17 protein-coding genes are annotated in these 15,401 nt (G+C 67.8%); 10 read left to right on the top strand and 7 right to left on the bottom strand.

The annotated features are described in order from the left end of the window. The 3 genes from HCT51_RS09455 to HCT51_RS09465 all read left to right on the top strand — a co-directional run bounded on the left by HCT51_RS09455 (position 1) and on the right by HCT51_RS09465 (position 2,954). Positions 1 to 783 carry a class I SAM-dependent methyltransferase gene (locus HCT51_RS09455; protein ID WP_166873151.1) on the top strand — a complete coding sequence of 261 codons (783 nt, stop codon included), beginning with the start codon at positions 1 to 3 and terminating at the stop codon, positions 781 to 783. Between the two features lie 129 nt (positions 784 to 912). Next, the gene (locus HCT51_RS09460) at positions 913 to 2,292 is read left to right on the top strand and encodes a sensor histidine kinase (protein WP_166873154.1); all 1,380 of its coding nucleotides are present in this window, start codon (positions 913 to 915) and stop codon (positions 2,290 to 2,292) included. Next, entirely contained in the window at positions 2,289 to 2,954 is a 666-nt protein-coding gene (locus HCT51_RS09465) for a response regulator transcription factor (RefSeq protein ID WP_166873157.1), read from the top strand. Before HCT51_RS09460 ends, HCT51_RS09465 begins: the two co-directional genes overlap by 4 nt. Before the next feature lie 89 nt (positions 2,955 to 3,043). On the opposite strand, the gene HCT51_RS09470 is transcribed toward HCT51_RS09465, so the two are convergent. The 3 genes from HCT51_RS09470 to HCT51_RS09480 all read right to left on the bottom strand — a co-directional run bounded on the left by HCT51_RS09470 (position 3,044) and on the right by HCT51_RS09480 (position 5,242). After that, a complete protein-coding gene (locus HCT51_RS09470) occupies positions 3,044 to 3,445 on the bottom strand; it encodes a hypothetical protein (protein WP_166873160.1) in 402 nt (133 codons plus the stop codon). A gap of 113 nt (positions 3,446 to 3,558) precedes the next feature. Further along, the gene (locus tag HCT51_RS09475; protein WP_166873163.1) at positions 3,559 to 4,905 is read right to left on the bottom strand and encodes a phosphotransferase family protein; all 1,347 of its coding nucleotides are present in this window, start codon (positions 4,903 to 4,905) and stop codon (positions 3,559 to 3,561) included. Beyond that, positions 4,880 to 5,242 (bottom strand): hypothetical protein, encoded by a 363-nt coding sequence (locus HCT51_RS09480; protein WP_166873166.1) that lies wholly within the window; start codon positions 5,240 to 5,242, stop codon positions 4,880 to 4,882. The genes HCT51_RS09475 and HCT51_RS09480 overlap by 26 nt, the downstream gene beginning before the upstream one ends. A gap of 141 nt (positions 5,243 to 5,383) precedes the next feature. Here HCT51_RS09480 and HCT51_RS09485 point away from each other — a divergent pair, with 141 nt between their 5' ends. The 4 genes from HCT51_RS09485 (at position 5,384) to HCT51_RS09500 (ending at position 9,128) form a co-directional block, all read left to right on the top strand. Continuing rightward, positions 5,384 to 6,484, top strand: coding sequence for a winged helix DNA-binding domain-containing protein (locus HCT51_RS09485; protein WP_166873169.1), 1,101 nt, complete (start codon positions 5,384 to 5,386; stop codon positions 6,482 to 6,484). A gap of 110 nt (positions 6,485 to 6,594) precedes the next feature. Continuing rightward, positions 6,595 to 7,233 (top strand): DUF222 domain-containing protein, encoded by a 639-nt coding sequence (locus HCT51_RS09490; protein WP_166873172.1) that lies wholly within the window; start codon positions 6,595 to 6,597, stop codon positions 7,231 to 7,233. Next, the gene (locus tag HCT51_RS09495; protein ID WP_166873175.1) at positions 7,170 to 8,033 is read left to right on the top strand and encodes an HNH endonuclease signature motif containing protein; all 864 of its coding nucleotides are present in this window, start codon (positions 7,170 to 7,172) and stop codon (positions 8,031 to 8,033) included. The genes HCT51_RS09490 and HCT51_RS09495 overlap by 64 nt, the downstream gene beginning before the upstream one ends. Before the next feature lie 60 nt (positions 8,034 to 8,093). After that, positions 8,094 to 9,128, top strand: coding sequence for an FUSC family protein (locus HCT51_RS09500; RefSeq protein ID WP_166873178.1), 1,035 nt, complete (start codon positions 8,094 to 8,096; stop codon positions 9,126 to 9,128). A 34-nt stretch (positions 9,129 to 9,162) separates the two neighbouring features. Here HCT51_RS09500 and HCT51_RS09505 read toward each other — a convergent pair whose 3' ends face one another. Both HCT51_RS09505 and HCT51_RS09510 read right to left on the bottom strand, forming a co-directional pair. Further along, positions 9,163 to 9,630, bottom strand: a complete 468-nt coding sequence (locus HCT51_RS09505) for a hypothetical protein (RefSeq protein ID WP_166873180.1) — start codon at positions 9,628 to 9,630, stop codon at positions 9,163 to 9,165. Between the two features lie 56 nt (positions 9,631 to 9,686). After that, positions 9,687 to 9,920, bottom strand: coding sequence for a hypothetical protein (locus HCT51_RS09510; RefSeq protein WP_166873182.1), 234 nt, complete (start codon positions 9,918 to 9,920; stop codon positions 9,687 to 9,689). Positions 9,921 to 9,981: 61 nt separating this feature from the next. Here HCT51_RS09510 and HCT51_RS09515 point away from each other — a divergent pair, with 61 nt between their 5' ends. Beyond that, entirely contained in the window at positions 9,982 to 10,437 is a 456-nt protein-coding gene (locus HCT51_RS09515; protein ID WP_166873184.1) for a MarR family winged helix-turn-helix transcriptional regulator, read from the top strand. Positions 10,438 to 10,477: 40 nt separating this feature from the next. Here the strand turns inward: HCT51_RS09515 and HCT51_RS09520 are convergent, their stop codons facing one another. Next, on the bottom strand, positions 10,478 to 12,991 hold the full coding sequence (locus HCT51_RS09520; RefSeq protein WP_166873186.1) for a DEAD/DEAH box helicase: 2,514 nt from the start codon (positions 12,989 to 12,991) through the stop codon (positions 10,478 to 10,480). A 12-nt stretch (positions 12,992 to 13,003) separates the two neighbouring features. Here HCT51_RS09520 and HCT51_RS09525 point away from each other — a divergent pair, with 12 nt between their 5' ends. Both HCT51_RS09525 and HCT51_RS09530 read left to right on the top strand, forming a co-directional pair. Further along, positions 13,004 to 14,524, top strand: coding sequence for an SDR family oxidoreductase (locus HCT51_RS09525; protein WP_166873188.1), 1,521 nt, complete (start codon positions 13,004 to 13,006; stop codon positions 14,522 to 14,524). Further along, on the top strand, positions 14,521 to 14,772 hold the full coding sequence (locus HCT51_RS09530) for a hypothetical protein (RefSeq protein ID WP_166873190.1): 252 nt from the start codon (positions 14,521 to 14,523) through the stop codon (positions 14,770 to 14,772). The genes HCT51_RS09525 and HCT51_RS09530 overlap by 4 nt, the downstream gene beginning before the upstream one ends. Here the strand turns inward: HCT51_RS09530 and HCT51_RS09535 are convergent. Beyond that, positions 14,723 to 15,391, bottom strand: coding sequence for an esterase/lipase family protein (locus HCT51_RS09535; RefSeq protein ID WP_166873192.1), 669 nt, complete (start codon positions 15,389 to 15,391; stop codon positions 14,723 to 14,725). The two genes, HCT51_RS09530 and HCT51_RS09535, sit on opposite strands and share 50 nt — an antisense overlap. Positions 15,392 to 15,401: the final 10 nt, after the last annotated feature.

Consider the following 15,401-nt stretch of genomic DNA (forward strand, 5'->3'; position numbering starts at 1 on the left):
ATGAGAAACTTCGATGACGGCTCCGCGGGTGACGCGGACTACGGAACCATCGGTGCCGGCTACGCGCAGATCCGCCAACCAGACCCCCGGATCGCTGCGAGAATCCTCACCGCCCTCGGTAACGCCCGCACGGTGCTGAATGTCGGTGCCGGAGCCGGGTCGTACGAGCCGGTTGACCGTCATGTGTACCCGGTGGAGCCGTCGGCGTCGATGCGGGCACAGCGTCCCCGTCAGCTCGCGCCGGCGATCAACGCGACCGCCGACGCCCTGCCCTTCGACGACAACAGCTTCGACGCCAGCATGGCCAGCGTGACCGTGCACCAGTGGCCCGACGTGCGGAAGGGCCTGGCCGAGATGCGCCGCGTCACTCGCGGACCGGTCGTCATCCTCACCTTCGACCCTGTGGTGCCCGAGCCGTGGTGGCTGCCGGAGTACGTTCCGGTGCTCTTCGAGGTCGAGGCACGGCGGATGCCGCAGCTGAGCACGATCGCCGACGCCCTGGGTGGCGCACGCATCGACATCGTGCCGATCCCTGTCGATTCGATCGATGGCTTCGGTCAGGCGTTCTTCGGACGCCCGGAACGCGTTCTCGACCCCGCCGTGCGCCGGGCGATGTCAGCCTGGAGCTTCGTGCCCACCGAGGTCATCGAGGAGTTCGAGCAGCGCCTGTCGAAGGACCTCGAATCCGGCGAGTGGGACCGGCAGTACGGCCACTTCCGCACGATGACCGAGTTCGACGGCGGACTTCGTCTGGTGGTCAGCGAGGGCACCCCCGAGGAGTGAGAGTTTTCTCACGCAGTACCGTACGAGCGGTCAACAACGGATAATTGAGGAATGCCTCGCCCGCGGTTACCTCACTGGTCCGTTCGGGTACGCATTCTGGCGGTAATTCTTGCCGTGACGGCGGTCGCCATGACGGTCGCCGGCGGCACCGCGTACCTGGTGCAGCGCGACCGCGTGCTGCACGCTATCGACGACCACCTGCATGCCGCTGTCGAATCGGCACGGGTGGTCGTCACCGGATCCGGCGGCGCCGAATCTGACCGGGCCGCGGCAGCGCCTGAGACCGCAGGCTTCACCGACGCTCGTACCGCCCTGGAGGCGGTGCTCGCGCGGGTGCTGCCCGGGCCCAGACAGAGCGCCATCGGCATCCTCGACGGGGCACCCACCTATGTCTCGGCCCTAGACACCGACTTCCATTTGGAAGACGATCCAGCATTCCTCGACCGTGTCGTCGCCGAGACCGCTGACGGGTCGGTGCGCCTCGGCACCGCGCAGTCATCCGTCGGCAATCTGCGGTATATCGCCATCCCGATCATCGTTCAGGGATCGGACTCTCGCGGCCTGTTCGTCACCGCGTACGACGTAGATGCCGAACTCGCGGTCATCACCACGGCATTCACCACCTACGCCTGGGTGGCCCTCACGTCGCTTGTCGGCATCGGTCTGGTGGGCTGGTACGTGGCCGGACGTCTGCTGCGGCCGATTCGCCACCTCACCGCCGCCGCCTCTCACATCACCGCCACCGATCTCAGCGAGCGGATTCCGGTCGCCGGCAACGACGACGTGTCGGCGTTGACCGCCACCGTGAACGACATGCTCGGCAGACTCGACACGTCGATCACCACGCAACAGCAACTGCTGACCGACGTGCGGCACGAACTGAAAACGCCGCTGACCATCGTTCGAGGACATTTGGAACTGGTGGATGCTACGGATGCCGACGACGTGCGAGCCACGCGGGCCCTGGTGATCGACGAGCTCGACCGGATGTCCGGGCTCGTCGATGAGATCGGGCTGCTCGCCGACAGCCAGACATCCGGCGCCCTGCAGCGCAGAGAAGTCGACGTGGCCGACCTCTCCGAACAGGTGTTTTCGAAGGCATCCGCCATCTCCAACCACGACTGGCGACTGGCAGAGACCGCAACGGTGGTCGCCAGCGTGGACGCGGGACGGATCACGCAGGCCTGGCTGCAACTGGCAGACAACGCGGCCAAGTACTCCCCCGCAGGGTCGTTGATCCAAATGGGAAGCCGGCTGCGCACCGCCAACCGGGTGGAGTTCTGGGTGCTCGACGAAGGCCCCGGCATCCCGGAGGGGATGGAGGAGCGGATCTTCGAACGGTTCGGCAGGGTCGACGCGCGGCGCGGAATCCAGGGGTCGGGCCTCGGTCTGGCAATCGTGGCGGCCATCGCGCAGGCGCACGGTGGCACCGTCACGCTGCAGACCTCCCCCGGCGGCTCCCGCTTCGCCATAGACGTGCCGACGGCACAGGACGGAACCCCTCGATGAGCAGCATCCTTCTGGTCGAAGACGAAGACCGCATTGCCACGTTTGTGCGGAAAGGGCTCACCGCCGCCGGATACGCCTGTCATGTGGTCGACGACGGCCTCGCGGCGGTGGAGTACGCGCGCTCTGACGAGTTCGACCTGGTGCTGCTGGATGTCGGACTGCCCTCGATCGACGGGTTTGAGGTGTTGAAGCGGATCCGCGCGTTCAATGACGTGGTGCCGATCATCATGCTGACCGCGCGCACCGCCACCGCGGACACTGTGGCCGGTCTCGAGGGCGGCGCAAGCGACTACCTGGCGAAGCCGTTCAAGTTCGACGAGCTGATCGCGCGCGTGCGGACCCGGCTGCGGGAATCGACCAAACAGCTGACCTCGTCCTCCACCTCGATCAGCCACGATGGGCTGACGCTGGACCTGCGGTCGCGGCGTGCCACCTCCGGGGCGCAGACCGTCGACCTGTCCGCCCGCGAGTTCGCGCTGCTGGAAGAGTTCATGCGCCATCCCGGCCAGGTGCTCAGCCGTGAGCAGCTGCTCAGCCGGGTGTGGGGATTCGACTTCGATCCGGGATCCAACATCGTCGACGTGTACGTGCGCTACCTGCGAACCAAACTGGGCGCCGACCGCATCGAGACGGTGCGCGGCATGGGGTATCGGCTGGGCTGAGCAGCCGTGCCGGTAGAAGGTGCGAGCAGCGAAATGGCCCGGACAGGAGTCCGGGCCATCCGTGTGCTGCGTAGTCGACCGAGACTTGCTTAGTCGACCGACACAGGGCTAATCGGCGAGATGGCGCTGATCGGGCTCGCCGGGCTTGCGGGGCTGATCGGCGACGCGACGCTCGGAGCTGACACCGCAGTGGCGATGCTGGGAGCTGTCTGACCGGATGACGCGGTGTCGACGGTGGCGGCTGGGGTTGCTGCGGCGGGAGCGGTGGGGCTGGTGGTGGGGCTCGCGCTCGGGCTGGTGGTGGGGGCGCTGCCGATCGGGTCGCTCGTCGTCGTCAGGCCGAATGCTGCGCCGGATGTCGCGGCGGCGGGACTGTTATCGCTGACATTCACGGTTGAGGCGTGTGCCGCGGTCAGGGCGCCGCCGGCGATCAAGCCCAACCCGAGCACTGACGCCGCGCCCACTGCGGTCCACTTCGTCTTCTTCTGCATGGTGTTCTCCTGGTTCCTGTGTTGTCGCAGTCGCCGAGGCGGTGCATTGTGCTGACAAGAACCAGTCTCGTGAGCCCGGATGAGGCCAAGAGGAGGGTCAGGTTAGAGCGTTCTCATCGTGCTGGCACGGGGCTATCGCCCGTCGGCTGCCGGTCAATGAGGGCGTGGGCAAGGGACAGCAGCGTTTCGGGCGCGACGCTCTGTCCGAGCGCGTGGGCGATCAGGTGGGTCGCCGAGATGGCGTGGGCGCGCGTCGCGAACCCGTGGTCGGATTGGCTGCTCCAGCTGAGGCGCCACCGGTTGGCGAGCGACTCGACACGAGCCGCCGTTGCGGGGTCGCCGCGTGCGGCGTACATCGCCGCCGACACCACCAGGTGCGCGTGCAGGGCGGCGGCATCGTCTGCGGGGTCGCCGGTGCCGGCCGTGTCGATGTCGAGGATTCCGACCAGCCGGTTGTCGGCCGGATCGAGGAAGAGCTGGCCGAGATGCAGGTCACCGTGAATCGTCACCGGTCGCGTCGACGGGGCCGTCCGCAGCATCCGCTCGATCTGTCGGCACGTGTCATCCAGTGTCGTGAGCGCTGCTCGGTCGGCGCCCCGCTCACGAAGCAGCGCACCCACCCGGCGCTCGTACCAGGTCAGTCGCGTGGCGAGCGAGGCCCGCGCCGGTTTGTCGCTTGGCACGCGGGCGATCTGTGCGCACATTCGCGTGATGCCCGCGACCAGGGCGTCAGCCTCCGCGTCGGTGAGGCGGGTGACGGCGGCCGATGCGATCTGGCCGTGCAGTGTGGTGAACGCGACGATGCCGTCATCGGTCCAGCCAAGCGTGTTGGGCACCGGCAGCCCTGCAGCCCGCCATGTGGCGTACTTGGCCTGCAGTTCGAAGACCTGCGCGGGCCGAACCACTTTGATGAACGCGGTGCCACCCGGCCAATCCGCGCGCACCACCGCGCGTTTCCCTGGGCGGTAGGCGGCCAGTGCCAGCGACACGGTGACGACGCCGAGGCCGATCCGGTTGAGGAGCACTATCGCAGCGTCAGGGAAGACGGCGGAGGGCAGGGCAGGCAGAGCGGGGTCGCGCGGATACAACCAGACCGCGTTCTCGTCGCCCGTCTCGTCGTTGCGCATAGTGAGGACCCCGTCGCGGCCCGCGTCACCCTGGTTGGTTTCCACGTACACGACCTGGCTCTGAGCCGACCCGTCATATCCTCGGAGCGTCATCTCGTGGCCAGTGACATACCCGTCCGCGGTGACATCGACGCTCAGCTGTCTGCTGTGCTGCAGCGTGAAGCCGAGTTCCTCAGCAAGGCTCTCGAGCAGGTCGCGCCGCGGGTCCTCGGTGGGCTCAGCCGTCGTGTGCCCAGTGCTCGCGTGCCCGGTGCTCGTGTGCCCAGCCGTCTGAGTCTCAGTCGTCGGCGTCTCAGCCGTCGGCGTCTCAGCCGTCATCGGGCTCGTGGTCATCGGGCTCGTCGAGATCGTCCGGGTCGTCGTCTGAACCGTGGCCGCTGTTGTCATCATCGTCATCGTCATCGACGGCTGCCGGCGGAGCGGGGGCCACCGGCGTGGGTTCCGTCGGCACTCCGATGGTGGGCGTGCCGGGTTGGACGGCTGGCTCGGGCACGGTCACGGCCGGAGCAGTGTTGGTCGAGCCGGGCGCTTGCGGCACGAGGACGGGGCTGATCGATTGTTCGACACCGGGTTCATCTCGGATGGTTGTGGCCTCCACGGCGATGGCACCTGCGCCCACCAAACCGAGCGCAACCAGGCCGCCCACAACCGTTGAACTGATCCGTGACATGCTGCCATTCTGCCCGGCGCGGCGCGCGGTCACGCCCTTGGTGAGAGGTTTCTCACGGAGTCGCGCGCGCTTCCGTACCTCTGTCGGCGCCTCTGTCGGTGCCTCCCACAATCTGTCGGTGCCTGCCGCGATACTGGTGGCATGGTCAGCGCTCCCGTGAACCGCAGGAGGCTGGCCGAGTTGCGCCTGATGGCACAGGCCATCGCACGGCCGACGTTCGAGACTCCCGCTGCCGTCGTGCGGCACATGCTCGGTATGCAGGCGCAAGATTTCGCCGGCGCGCTGTGGTCCGTCGGCTTGCGCACGACACGTGCCACGCAAGCGGATGTCGTGGCGGCCCTGGCATCCGGCGACATTGTGCGGTCATGGCCACTGCGTGGCACCCTGCATTTCGTCCCAGGCGAAGACCTCGCCTGGATGCTGGGCGTGACAGCGCCGCGACTGATCGCCGGCGCGGCGACCCGGCATCGAGGTCTGGGGCTGGACTCGTCAACCTTTGAGAGCGCCCGCGCGGTAGCCGAGACCCGGCTGACGGGCAGCGGGGTGCTCGCGCGGAATGCCCTGTTGCGCGAGTTTGACCGGCACGGCATCGACACCGGCGGGCAGCGCGGGTACCACATCCTCTGGTACCTCGGCCAAACCGGCACTCTGGTCTTCGGGCCCCCCGATGGCCGCACGCAGACGTTCACGTTACTTGACGAGTGGGTGCGGCATCCGCGTCGGCTCGAGCGGGACGAGGCGCTTGGCGAGTTCGCGCTGCGCTACTTTTCGAGTCACGGCCCGGCGACGGTGCGGGACTTCGCCTGGTGGGCGTCGCTGACCCTCCGCGACGCCCGCGCCGGACTCGCGGTGGCGGGCGAGGCGCTGACCGAGATCGAAAGCGACGGCGTCGCCTATTTTTTGTCGCCGCAGACTCTGGATGCCGCGCGCCCCACCTCGGCGGTGCGCGCGCTTCCCGGTTTCGACGAGTACCTGCTCGGCTATCAGGACCGTAGCGCCGTGATTATGCGAGAGCATCTGGCGGTCGTGGTCCCCGGGGGCAACGGCATGTTCTTCCCCACGATTGTGGTCGACGGCGAGGTGGTTGGGGTATGGCGGCGCACCGGCACGGCGGGTGAGGTCGAGGTGATCGCGGAGCCGTTCGGTGAGCTGAGCGATGCCGCGCGTGCTGGGTTCGACCGGGCTGTGCAGCGTTTTGGACGGTTCCTCGGCACGTCCGTGCATGTACTGCCGCCGGAGTAGCCAGCCCCGGGCGAGGGCGTCCAATCCTCCACAGGCGCCGGCTCGGTGACTTGTCCCAAGATTCGCGAGACTCCTTGGTAGCTATGTTCGACACTGGCAAAATCGTATGTATGGAAACCCTCGCAGACCAGTTCGACCAGCTCGGTGCGGAACTCTCCGCCCTGGTCGGGCCGGTCGGCGTCCGGACGCTCACCGATGAGGAGCTGCTGATCCTGACCGGGGCGGTCGAGCGGCTCGGCCGGGCCGTGGACGGGGCCCGGGTGCTGGCCGCCGGCGAGATCGGCGACCGCTCCCGCCGCGAGCTCGGCCCGGACGGGCTGGCCTACCAGAAGGGCTGCCGGAACGCGATCGAGCTGCTGGAACGGGTAACCCTGATCGGCGGCCTGACCGCGAACCAGCGGCTGAAACTCGGCCGGCAGCTGCACCCGGACACCACCGTCAGCGGAGAAGCACTGCCGGGCCGGTTCCCGCAGGTCGCCGAGGCCCTCACCGCCGGCCGGATCGGTATCGATGCCGCGGCGGCGATCGTGAAGGGCCTGCAGCCGGCCAACGCCCACCGGACGAGCTGGCCGCCGCCGAGGCCGAACTGGTCGCCGCCGCCACCGGAACCCACCCCACCGGCCTCGACCCGGACACCGACCCCGATGCTGACCCTGCGGCGGATACCGACCCGGATGCCGCCACGGTGGCGCCGTTGCCCTGCGCGGCCGACGAGATCGCCATCCAGACCTCCGTCTGGCGGGCCGTGATCGACCCCGACGGGCTACAACCCTCCGAGGAACGCGCCATGCGCAGCCGCATGTTCAGCAAGGGACACCTCCGCGACGGACTCGTCCGCGGCCAATACGCCCTACTGCCCGAGATCGCCGCGAAACTGGACCGGCTCTTTGACGCCTACCTCTCCCCGAACACCACCGGGGTGTTCCTCACCGACGACGAACGCGCCACCGCCGAGGCCCTCGGAGATGACCGCACTCCCGACCAGCAACGCCACGACGTACTCGCCGCCCTGGTCGACGGCCACGCCCGCTCCGGCACGGCCCCCCGCATCGGCGGCGCCTCCCCCACCGTGCTGGTCAGCGTCAAAGCCGCCGACCTGAACACCGGCCGCGGACCCGGCTGGATCGACGGGCTCACCACCCCGATCTCGATGGCCGCCATCAACCAGATGACCTGCACCGGCGGCATCCAACCGGTCAGATTCGACTCCTTCGGCCGGATCATCGAACTCGGCACCAAACAACGCGGGTTCACCCCCGCCCAACGCCGCGCCATCAACCTCCGCGACGGCAGCTGCATCTGCTGCAACATCCCCGCCGGCTGGACCGAGATCCACCACGTCCTCGACTGGGCCAAAAACGGACTCACCCACACCGACAACGGGGTCAGCCTGTGCTGGTTCCACCACCGAACCATCGAAACCTCCGGCTGGGACATCCGCATGATCCGCGGCGTCCCCCACCTGAAAGCACCACCCTGGATCGACCCCACCGGCACCTGGCGACCCGCCAGCAAAGCCCGCACCGACAAGGGACCCACCCGCCCCTAAACCCGGACCCGCGCAAGCCGATCCCTCTGCCGCGCTGCTGTGCGCGGCTACGCTGAAGCGGTGAGAGGGTTCAGCACGCTGCAGCAGTCGCATCGCTCTCCGTTGTTGCAGGTGCTCAAAACATCGGCGGCGGCTGTGGTCGCGTGGCTGGCGTCGAGCCTGCTGCTTGGTCAGCCGTTCCCGATCTTCGCCGCGATCGCGGCACTTCTCGTGGTGCAGCCGAGCGTCAATCAGTCGCTCGCGAAGGGCATCGAACGAAGCGTCGGGGTGGTTCTTGGCGTACTGCTGGCATCAGTGGCCGGCGCCGTGTTCGGTAACGCCAGCTGGGTGGTGTTGCTCGCCATCGTGGCGTCGCTGCTGATCGCCTGGGCGCTGAAGCTTGGTCCCGGGTCGTCGAATCAGATTCCGATTAGCGCGATGCTCGTGCTGGCGCTCGGTGGCGATTCTCCGCTCTACGCGGTGGATCGGGTGGTGGAGACGGTCATCGGCGCGGTGACGGCGCTCGTAATCAACGCGCTGATCGTGCCGCCTGTACTGGTAGCGCCCGCACACGTCGCCATCACGCGTCTGCAGAACCGCACGGCGGCTGCCCTGGACCGGATCGCCCTGGCGCTGCACGAGCCGCAGAGTCGGGCAGAGCTTATCGAGTTGCTGGAGCAGGCGCGTGAGCTGCGCGGGCTTCGTGATGCGGCGGCTGACGCGGTCGCTCTCGGCGAGGAGAGCCTCACCCTCAACCCTCGTCGGAGCCGCATGCGTGACCTACTGGCGGACGACGCCGAGCTGTTGGTACGGCTGAATGCCCTGGTGACCCGGGTAATCGGCATGGCGAGGGCGATCCATGATCACTACGACCCGACCCTGATGGACGACCCCAACGTGCATGCGATCGTCACAGAGATCAGCCGTGCGGCGCACGATCTGCGGTTACTGGGTGCCTCAGACACCGACGGACCGACTCCGGGCGTGGACGTGCCGGCGCTCACCGCACCCCTGGTGGTGCAGCAACCGAACCCCGATCACTGGATTCTGGTTGGCTCGCTGCTGGAAGACATGCGCCGCGTGCGGGAAGAGATCGTTGGTGTGCCGGATCGCTGATCGGGACTGACCAGATCATGCCAGACCGACCAGATCACAGCCAGGTGAGCGAGGCGAACTTCTCCGGGCTGAGCCCGAACGAGACGTAGCCGCTTGCCACCATGGCGCGCAGATCACGGATGTCGGAACCGTGGCGCACCAGCACGAAAACGCTCTCGGGCACGCCGAATGATCGCGCCAGGGCGAAGACCAGCACGTTGCGGTCATCGCTGGCGCCACTCACCGTCCACCTGCCCCAGCCCCGCGGGGTGAACCGCAGCGGGTGTGACACGAAATGGCTTCCCCGCCAACGGGTCTTACCGGCGAACAGCTTGGGCTTGCCGTCCGCCGCCTCGAAGGCGATGTCGTGAGCGAGCACGAGCGGCTCGGCAGTGACCAGTTCATAGTTGAACGTCGGGGCAACCTGACCGTTGTATGCCCATCCGGGCAGGCTGGTGGCTCCCACCGTCCAGCTACCGGGAAGCGTGTCGGCGAGCAGTTGGCTGTCGCTGATATCGGGCATGCAGCCACCGTACAGCGGAGGCGACGCATGCCGCTGTCACCACTCCGGAGGTCAAATTAGCTGGCTACTGGGCTCTGAGGGCAGTGCAGTTGCGTGCGTTCGCCTGAGCGGTCGACCCTGTGTTCGCTCATCGGATGGCCGCAGAGTGGGCAGGCGTGCGTCTCGCGCGGCGGCAGTGGCGGCTCGTTATAAGGACCGAGCGGCGGGGCCCCGATGTATGGCCGGAGCTTGATGTTCAGCTTCTCGATCCAGTTGCCGAAGGCGCTGCCCGATTTCTGTTCTCCTGCCATATGCTTAGTGTACTAACAGTTCGCGCATGGGCAAACTGACGGAACGCTCGGAGGAACGGCGATGACGAACGAAACCACCACCGTCACTGCGAGCCTGCTCGCGCTGGAAGATCAGGTGTGCTTCGCGCTTGCGGTGGCATCTCGAAGCGTGATCGCGCTGTACCGGCCGATCCTTGAGCCGCTCGGCCTCACGCATCCGCAGTATCTCGTGATGCTCGCGCTGTGGGAACGCGACCCGCGAACAGTGCGTGACCTGTCGGCCGCCCTGCAGTTGGAGCCGGCTACTCTCTCGCCGCTACTGAAGCGTCTCGAGGCATCCGGTTACATCACCAGGGCTCGGAATGCCCACGACGAGCGCGCTCTGGACGTGCGGTTGACGCCCGTCGGTCGGTCACTCCGCGCCGAGGCCGAGCAAATCCCGCACCGCATCGTCGACGAACTACAGCTGCCGGTCGAGGACCTGGAGGCCCTCCGCACGTCGCTGCAGCGCGTGACCGCCGCCGCCACCCGCCGGTAGCCGACCGAGCTCACCGAGCCGTCAGAGCCGGCTAAAACCGTCAGAGCTGGCCGACACCGGTGATCCGCACCACCGCGCTGCCCAGCTCGTCGGACTCGGCGAGATCCACCGTGGCGGTGATCGCCCAGTCATGATCCGCGTGCGGGTCGGCGAGGATCTGCCGCACCCGCCACTCGGCCGCATCCTCGTCGATGATCAGCATGGCGGAGCTGCGAGCGTCGGCGCCGGTGCCGATCGAGTCATACTCTGCCCAGTAGCTGTCCAGGGCGTCCGCCCACGCGTTCGCGGTCCAGCCGTGCTCGGCGTCGAGTTCGCCCAGCTCGTCGTAGTGCTCCAGCGCGGCCAACTGAACTCGCCGGAACAGCTCGTTGCGCACGAGCACGCGGAATGCGCGAGGGTTACCGGTGAGCCGCGGCGGGGCCGGCGGCACCACCGGGGCGTCGGGATCGGCGGCAGGGTTGATCAACGACTCCCACTCGTCGAGCAGGCTCGAGTCGACCTGGCGCACCAGCTCGCCGAGCCACTCGATCAGATCGCGCAACTCTTCAGTCTTCGCCTCGTCGGGAATGGTCTGCCGCGCGGCGCGGAACGCGTCGGACAGGTACCGCAGCACCACTCCTTCGGACCGGCTCAGCTTGTAGTGCCCGGTGAACTCGGCGAAGCTCATGGCGCGCTCGTACATGTCGCGCACCACGCTCTTCGGCGCCAGCTCGAAGTCGCGGATCCACGGTTGCGAGCTGGCGAAAGTGTCATACGCCTGGTGCAGCAGTTCATCGAGCGGTTTGGGGTGCGTGACTTGTTCCAGCAGTTCCATACGCGCGTCGTACTCGATGCCGTCGGACTTCATCGCCGCGACCGCTTCGCCCCTGGCCAGGAACTGCTGCTGCGAGAGCACGGGCCGCGGGTCATCCAGGGTCGCCTCGAGAACACTGATCATGTCGAGCGCGTAACTGGATGACGCGGGGTCGAGCAGCTCGAACGCCGCAAGCGCGAACGGCGACAGCGGCTGGTTGAGCGCGAAGTTCGGTTGCAGGTCGATGGTGAGCCGGATGTCGCCACCCTCGTCGGTGACCACGCCGGCGGCGCGCAGCGTGCGATAGATCCCGAGCGCCCTGCGGGCCAGGGCGTACTGCCGGGAACGGGACTCGTGGTTATCGAACACCAGCTTGCGCACCGCGGCGAAGACATCGCCGCCGCGCCCGATGAGGTTGATCATCATTGCGGCGGTCAGCTGCATGTGGCTGGTGAGCGTCTCCGGCTGCGCGTCGACCAGCCGGTTGAAACTCGGCTCGCCCCACGAGACGAAGCCCTCCGGGGCCTTCTTGCGCACGATCTTGCGACGCTTCTTCGGGTCGTCCCCGGCCTTTTCGACCGCCTTCGCGTTCTCGCTCTCGTGCTCGGGTGCCTGCACCATCACCGTTCCGGCGGTGTCGAAGCCGGCGCGACCGGCGCGGCCGGCGATCTGGTGGAACTCCCGTGCGGAAAGCTGCCGCATCCGGGTGCCATCGAACTTGGTCAATGCCGACAACAGCACGGTGCGGATCGGCACGTTGATGCCGACACCGAGCGTGTCGGTTCCACAGATCACCCGGAGCAGTCCGCGTTGCGCGAGTTGCTCGACCAGTCGTCTGTATCGCGGCAGCATGCCCGCGTGGTGCACGCCGATGCCGCTGCGCACCAGACGAGACAGCGTCTTACCGAACACGGTGGTGAACCGGAAGGATCCGATCGCCTCGGCGATCTCATCGCGCTTCTCCCGGCTGAGGATCTTGACGCTCGTCAGCGCCTGCGCCCGCTCCAGCGCGGCCGCCTGCGAGAAGTGCACGACGTACACCGGCGCCTGGTTGGTGGAAAGCAGCTCTTCGATGGTCTCGTGCACGGGGGTGATGGCGTAGAAGAAGTGCAGCGGGACGGGCCGGTCGACGCCGGTCACCTCGGCGGTCTGCCGGCCAGTGCGCCGGGTGAGGTCGGCGGCGAGTTCTGTCACATCGCCGAGGGTGGCGGACATCAGGATGAACTGCACCGCAGGCAGCATCAACAGCGGAACCTGCCAGGCCCAGCCGCGCTCCGGGTCGCCGTAGAAGTGGAACTCGTCCATCACGACCTGATCCACCGGTGTTTCGTGGCCATGTCGCAGTGCCATGTTCGCCAGGATTTCGGCCGTGCAGCAGATGATGGGCGCATCCGCGTTGACGGACGAGTCTCCGGTGACCATTCCGACGTTCTCGGGACCGAACAACTCGACGAGGGCGAAGAACTTCTCGCTGACCAGAGCCTTCAGCGGCGCCGTGTAGAAGGTGCGGCCGCCCTGCGCGAGTGCGGCGAAGTGGGCGGCGATCGCGACCAGCGACTTGCCGGAGCCGGTCGGGGTGGACAGGATCAGGTTGTTGCCCGACACGATCTCGATGAGCGACTCATCCTGCGCCGGATACAGCGGAAGCCCGCGTGAGGAGGCCCAGGTGGTGAAGATGTCGTACACCTCGTCGGGGTCGTACGAGGATGGAATCAGCGCCGCGAGAGGCGCGCGGTCATTCGGGCGCCCAGCGTCAGTCATGATTAATAGATCATGTCATCCGATAGCACCATCGCCGAACCGGCATCCGCTGAGAATGCCGGCGTTGAACCGAGCGGCATCGACCCTGCCGATCTCGCGACCACCCTCAGGGTGCTCGCATTCATGGACCAGGTCGACGAGGAACACCCAGACTACGTGGCCGTGCGCCGCGCCACCGCCCAGATGTTCAAGGCGGTGAAGCGGGTACGCCGGCGAGAGCTGCGGCAGAACGTCGCCGATGCCGACAAGGCCGTCGTGGCCGCCACGGCCACCGGCGCCCCCGATCGCATCGATGACGAAACCCGCGGCATGCTGCTGGAGCCCGGCACCACCGCGGCGATCGCCGGCGAGTTCATCAAGTCGCGGGCCTGCTACATCTGCAAGCAGCAGTACACCCAGGTCGACGCGTTCTACCACCAGCTGTGCCCGAACTGTGCCGCGTTCAGCCACGCCAAGCGCGATGCGCACACCGACCTCACCGGTCGGCGCGCGCTGCTCACCGGCGGCCGGGCGAAGATCGGCATGCACATCGCGCTGCGGCTGCTGCGCGACGGCGCCCACACCACCATCACCACGCGATTCCCGCGGGATGCGGTGCGCCGCTTCCAGTCGCTGCCCGACTCCGCTGACTGGCTGCACCGGCTGCGCATCGTCGGCATCGACCTGCGCGACCCTGCCCAGGTGATTGGGCTCGCCGATGCGGTGGCGGAAGCCGGCCCCCTCGACATCCTGATCAATAACGCGGCGCAGACCGTACGCCGCTCGCCCGGCGCATACGCGCCGCTCGCGCAAGCTGAGCTGGCCCCGCTGCCAGACGGGCCGCTGCCCGACATGATCACCTTCGGGCACACCAACGACGCGCACCCGCAGGCACTCGCAGCCTCGGTGGCGGCGCATCCGCTGCTCGCCCGTGCCGCGGAGGCGGGAGGCCCGTCGCTGTCGGCCGACGAACTGACCGAGCTGGCGATGACCGCAGGGTCGTCGTCGCTGGAACGGATGGCGGCCGGCACCGCGATCGACGCGGGCGGGCTGGTGCCGGATGAGGCGCAAGTGAACAGCTGGACCCAGTATGTGCAGCACGTGGATCCGCTCGAGATGCTCGAGGTGCAGCTGGCCAACCAGACCGCGCCGTTCCTGCTGATCAGCCGGTTGCGCCCGTCGATGGCCGCGTCGTCCGCCCGGCGCAAGTACGTGGTGAACGTCTCGGCGATGGAGGGCCAGTTCGCCCGCCGCTACAAGGGACCGGGCCACCCCCACACGAACATGGCGAAGGCCGCGCTGAACATGCTCACCCGCACCAGCGCCGGCGAGATGCTCGAGAGCGACGGCATCCTGATGACCGCGGTCGACACCGGCTGGATCACCGACGAGCGTCCGCACCACACCAAGGTGCGGTTGGCCGAGGAGGGCTTCCACGCCCCGCTCGACCTGGTCGACGGCGCCGCCCGCGTGTACGACCCGATCGTGCGCGGCGAGGCCGGCGAAGACCTGTACGGCGTTTTTCTGAAGGACTACACGAAGGCACCCTGGTGAACCGTTCCCAACTCAAGACCGTCGCGCTCGCGAGCGGCCTGCTGGCCGTCGGCGGTGTCGCCCTCGCGGTGATCTCGGTCGCCGGCATCGTCATCGCCGCGGTGCAGGGCAACGCGCTGTGGATCGGGCTGAGCATCGCTGGGGTGGTGATCGGTGTGCTGCTGCGGCTGGCCGGTCAACGCCTCGCCGCGCGCGTGATCAACCCTCCAGGTTCGTCAGAACCGCGCGGAGCAGCCGCGGATCGCTGAGGATGCGGAAGTGGCCGGCCACCGGCAACTCGATGTTGCGCGCCCCGGCGAGAAAGCTTCCCGCGGGGATGTGCGGATCAAACTTGGGGTAGATCGACACGATGCGCTTGTTGGCGGCGATGCCCTCGCCGAGCAGCAGGATCGTCTTGTCTGACGGGCGAAATGCCCGAAGGGTGCGCACCGGCAGGTAGTTCGCGTACACCGACCCGGCGAACGGGGTGGCGATCGCGATCATCCGCCGGATGCGGTCGCCGGATGCCCCGAGCATGACGTGTTTGCCGATCAGGCCGCCCTTGCTGTGGGCGACGATGATGACGCCCTGCAGGTCGTGGCGCTGCAGGTAACGCTCGGTGATCGCCGCCATCTCGCGTACGCCGCCGCGGTTGTAGCCGAGATCGTCGACGACGTGGATCGGATGTCCGGCCTCGTTCAGTCGCTCGGCGACCGGCCGGAGGAATTGCCAGGTCTCCCACACCCCCGGGATCAGCAGCACCGGCGCCGCGCTGCCGCTGGCGAGCGTGTCGGCGCCACGGCGGCGCAGGGCATGGCGCAGCTGCCAGCCGGCCGCGTAAGCGTAGTCGCGCGCCCAATCCAGTGCCGTCACAACCAGTGCCGTCATAACGGTGCCG

The sequence above is a fragment of the Salinibacterium sp. ZJ450 genome (genome assembly GCF_011751885.2).
Taxonomy (GTDB): domain Bacteria; phylum Actinomycetota; class Actinomycetes; order Actinomycetales; family Microbacteriaceae; genus Ruicaihuangia.

Bases quoted from the DNA above. Each gene is read 5' to 3' on its own strand.
- HCT51_RS09465 (WP_166873157.1), top strand. From the start codon at position 2,289: ATGAGCAGCATCCTTCTGGTCGAAGACGAAGACCGCATTGCCACGTTT.
- HCT51_RS09475 (WP_166873163.1), bottom strand. From the start codon at position 4,905: ATGACCACGAGCCCGATGACGGCTGAGACGCCGACGGCTGAGACGCCG.
- HCT51_RS09470 (WP_166873160.1), bottom strand. From the start codon at position 3,445: ATGCAGAAGAAGACGAAGTGGACCGCAGTGGGCGCGGCGTCAGTGCTC.
- HCT51_RS09535 (WP_166873192.1), bottom strand. From the start codon at position 15,391: ATGACGGCACTGGTTGTGACGGCACTGGATTGGGCGCGCGACTACGCT.
- HCT51_RS09510 (WP_166873182.1), bottom strand. From the start codon at position 9,920: ATGGCAGGAGAACAGAAATCGGGCAGCGCCTTCGGCAACTGGATCGAG.
- HCT51_RS09490 (WP_166873172.1), top strand. From the start codon at position 6,595: ATGGAAACCCTCGCAGACCAGTTCGACCAGCTCGGTGCGGAACTCTCC.
- HCT51_RS09460 (WP_166873154.1), top strand. From the start codon at position 913: ATGACGGTCGCCGGCGGCACCGCGTACCTGGTGCAGCGCGACCGCGTG.
- HCT51_RS09485 (WP_166873169.1), top strand. From the start codon at position 5,384: ATGGTCAGCGCTCCCGTGAACCGCAGGAGGCTGGCCGAGTTGCGCCTG.
- HCT51_RS09455 (WP_166873151.1), top strand. From the start codon at position 1: ATGAGAAACTTCGATGACGGCTCCGCGGGTGACGCGGACTACGGAACC.
- HCT51_RS09525 (WP_166873188.1), top strand. From the start codon at position 13,004: ATGTCATCCGATAGCACCATCGCCGAACCGGCATCCGCTGAGAATGCC.
- HCT51_RS09515 (WP_166873184.1), top strand. From the start codon at position 9,982: ATGACGAACGAAACCACCACCGTCACTGCGAGCCTGCTCGCGCTGGAA.
- HCT51_RS09505 (WP_166873180.1), bottom strand. From the start codon at position 9,630: ATGCCCGATATCAGCGACAGCCAACTGCTCGCCGACACGCTTCCCGGT.
- HCT51_RS09520 (WP_166873186.1), bottom strand. From the start codon at position 12,991: ATGACTGACGCTGGGCGCCCGAATGACCGCGCGCCTCTCGCGGCGCTG.
- HCT51_RS09480 (WP_166873166.1), bottom strand. From the start codon at position 5,242: ATGTCACGGATCAGTTCAACGGTTGTGGGCGGCCTGGTTGCGCTCGGT.